This window comes from Methylomagnum sp. (genome assembly GCF_054333355.1).
On the sequence record NZ_JBTEKS010000450.1, the window covers coordinates 1 to 3,370 of the forward strand.

Consider the following 3,370-nt stretch of genomic DNA (forward strand, 5'->3'; position numbering starts at 1 on the left):
CTTGGCCGCTCTGCGGCCCATCGTTGACCTCCGCCGCTGGCGAAATTAACTCCGCCAGTTCCGATGCGGGACGCGGAGCGTCCCCGGCTGCATTCCCACGCAGAGCGTGGGAACGATCAGGGTTCCACCGCTCGCTCCACTGAATAACCGTGGCCGTCTCGGTGGGTTCTGGCAAAACGGGAAAATACCGCCCCACCGCCTCCCCCTGCTCCGCCAGCAGATACCCCGCCAAGTCGGAAATGTTCTGATATTCAAACAACAGGGTCGGGTACAACTCGATGCCAAAATCCTTCTCCACCTCCTGGGTGAAGCGGATCAGCATGGTGGAGTCCACCCCCAAGTCCATGAAGTTGTGGGTGCGGCTGATCTCCGCCGTGGGCACTTCCAGGCGGTCGCGGATGCGCTCGCAGAGATAATCCTCCACCCGGTTCCGCAAATCCGCCGGCACCGCCGCCGCTTCCGTAACGGGCCGACTGGCGGGCGCGGGCGTAGTAGCCGCCAGCGGGGCGAACCACGCAGCCACCTCGGGCACCAAATAGGGCACGCCGACGCTCTGGCTGGTGAAGCCTTCCAGCCGAACCGCCAGACGCCCGGCTTCGTCCAGCACATCAATGTCATGCACCGCCACCGCGCCCGCCAGCCGCACCAAGCGGGCCAGCGAGTAGCCCGCGCCCCGCAACGGCCCGAACACGCTCACACGCTCCACCGCCATGGGCAGATACAGCGCGGCTCGCGTTTCCGGCGACAGCAGCAGGGCGGCGAAGTGGGCACCGTACAGCAGGGCCGGATCGAGTTCGTAATCCGTGGCCGATGGCGCGACGGTGGTGAGCTTCGCCAGCACGAAATCCGGCCCGGCGTACAACTCGCGGATGCTGCGGAGTCCCGGCCCCACGCCATCGCCCAGCCGTCGGTACAGCATTTCGCCGGGCAAGGGCGAACCGGCCCGCGCCAGTATCTCGGCAAGATTCGGCGGCGCGTCCGGCTCGACACCCGCCCAGCCACGCACCACGCCCCGCGCCGCTTCGACGGGCGTTTCTTCCGGCGCACGGCTGGCCCGATGGCGCAATGTCCAGTGGTCCGCTTCGGGGTCCAGCACCACGCCGAGTTCCAAGGTTTCGCCGGGTCCGACATCCAAGCGCCCGGTCAGCCGGAAGCCTTCAATATAGATAACGCTGCTGGTAAAGCGGCATTTTTCCCCCTCTACCTGGGGGAGAGGGCTGGGGTGAGGGTGGTCAAATGAAGCTTTCCTTCCACCGTCATCTATGCTCACCGGCCCCGCCAATGCCGGCAGGTCGCGGGCCGCTGCCACCGCCAAGCTCAGGTGCAGCGCGGCCAGGAAGACCTCCCGGCCTTCCAGCCGATGCTCCCGCAACAGGCTTTCCCCGTAACGGAAGCGGCTGGTCTTGACCACGCCCGCCGCGCTTTGTCCCTGCACGCGGTGGATCAATGCCAGGGCGGCGGTTTCGTCCAGGGTGCCGCCCGCGACGGCATCGAAAATCTGTTCCAGGGTCCATGCCCCGGCGGCTTGCGTCCGGCTCATGAGCGTGCCCCCATCCGCCGGGACAGGGCCAGGGCTTCCTGGGTATCGACCTTCCCCGCCCGCAGGTCTTGCAGCAGGCTTTTGTAAAACTCATCGCTGGACGTGTCCTTCGGCCCACTCCCGCCGCCCCGACCAAAATCGGTCTTCCAATAGCGCTGGCGATTGAACGGGGTCACAGGCAAGGCCGGACGCCCCGCCGCCGCGTCCGCCGTGTCGGCTCCTTGCAGAATCAGATGGCAATTGGTGCCGCCGAAGCCGAAGGACGAAATCGCCGCCCGCCGTTCGCCGGGTGGCACGGTCCAATCCTGCGCCGTGGTGACGGGATAGAACGGCGACTCGCCGAACCGGAAGCGTGGGTGGGGATTCTGGCAATTCAAGGTGGGGGGAATCAGCCCGTGTTCCAGGGACAGCACCACCTTGATGAAGCTCGCCACGCCCGCCGCCCGCAGCAAATGGCCCAGGTTCGATTTCACCGAACCCACCGCGCAATAGCCCGTGCGCTCGGTGTGGCGGCGATAGACCTGCGTGGCGGCTTTGATCTCGATGGGATCGCCCAACAAGGTGCCGGTGCCATGGGCTTCCAGATAGCCGATGGTTTCCGGCGAAACGCCCGCCTCGTTGAGGGCCGCTTCGATGACCGCCATCTGGCCTTTGATGTTGGGAACCGTGATGCCCATGGTGTGTCCGTCGTTGTTGATGGCCGAGCCGAGAATCAGGCCGTGGATTTGGTCGCCGTCGCGCCGCGCCTGCGACAAGGGCTTGAGCATCACCAGCCCCGCGCCCTCGCCCATGACGAAGCCATTGGCCCGCTCGTCGAACACGTAGCTGTTGCCGTCTTCCGACAGCACCTGCGCCTTGCTGAAACCGATGTGGAAGAACGGGTCCAGCAACAGATCAATCCCGCCGACGATGGCCGCGTCCGCCTCGCCGCCGCGTATCAGGCGGCAGGCTTGGTGAATCGCCACCAGGGAGGAGGAGCAGGCGGTGTCGAGGGTTTGCGAGGGTCCGGTGAGGTTGAAGAAGTCCGACAGCCGCGCCGCCATCATATTGGTGCAGCGGTTGACGATGACGCGGGCCATCTCCTGCTCGTTGAACTGCTCGAAGCCCGACGCGCAATAGGAATTCATCCCGCCGCCGATCAACACGGCGGTGCGAGTCCCGGCGATGTCCTCGGGCCGGTAGCCGGCGCGGTCCAGCAGTTCGCGGGTGAGTTCCAACAGGATGCGTTGCTGCGGGTCCATGGTCACGGCGTCGGCGTCGGTCAGCTTGAACAGCCCGGCGTCGAACTTATCCACATCGTCGATGAACGCGCCCCATTTGGAATAGCTCTTGCCGGGGGCGTCCTTGTCCGGGCTGAACCATTGCTCCATGGGCCAGCGCTCGGGCGGCACTTCGGTGATGAGGTTGCGGCCCGCCGCCAGATTGTCCCAGTAGGCTTCCGGCGAGGGCGATTGGGGAAAGCGGCAGGCCAAGCCGATCACGGCGATGGGTTCCGGCCCGGTGGCTGCTGGGATGGCTTCCACACGGGGCAGCGGGGCGGGTTCCGGTTTGGGGAAAGAGACCGCCAGCGCCGCCGCACTGCCGACCGTCACCCGCTCCACAGCCACAGGACGGGACGCGGGTGGTTCCAAGGTTTCCGGCACTGCAACGGGTTCGGGTTCGGGTTCGGGTTCGGCGATGGCTTCAGGCACATCATCGGCGGGCACATCCGCCGCCCGCAGAATCCCGTTCTCCACCATATACCCCGCCAGCTTGCGGATGGTGTCGTATTCCAGCATGGCGTTGGGGTCAATGGCCTGGTCGTACATCTCCTCGAAGTGGTTGAGCATC

2 protein-coding genes are annotated in these 3,370 nt (G+C 65.9%); both read right to left on the reverse strand.

Annotation, left to right across the window (positions count from 1 at the left end; genetic code table 11):
* Nucleotides 1-1,540: phosphopantetheine-binding protein (locus ACXWUF_RS20895; protein WP_458496487.1), on the reverse strand; the 1,540-nt coding region annotated here is incomplete at its 3' end.
* Nucleotides 1,537-3,370: type I polyketide synthase (locus ACXWUF_RS20900; RefSeq protein ID WP_458496488.1), on the reverse strand; the 1,834-nt coding region annotated here is incomplete at its 5' end. The genes ACXWUF_RS20900 and ACXWUF_RS20895, both read right to left, overlap by 4 nt.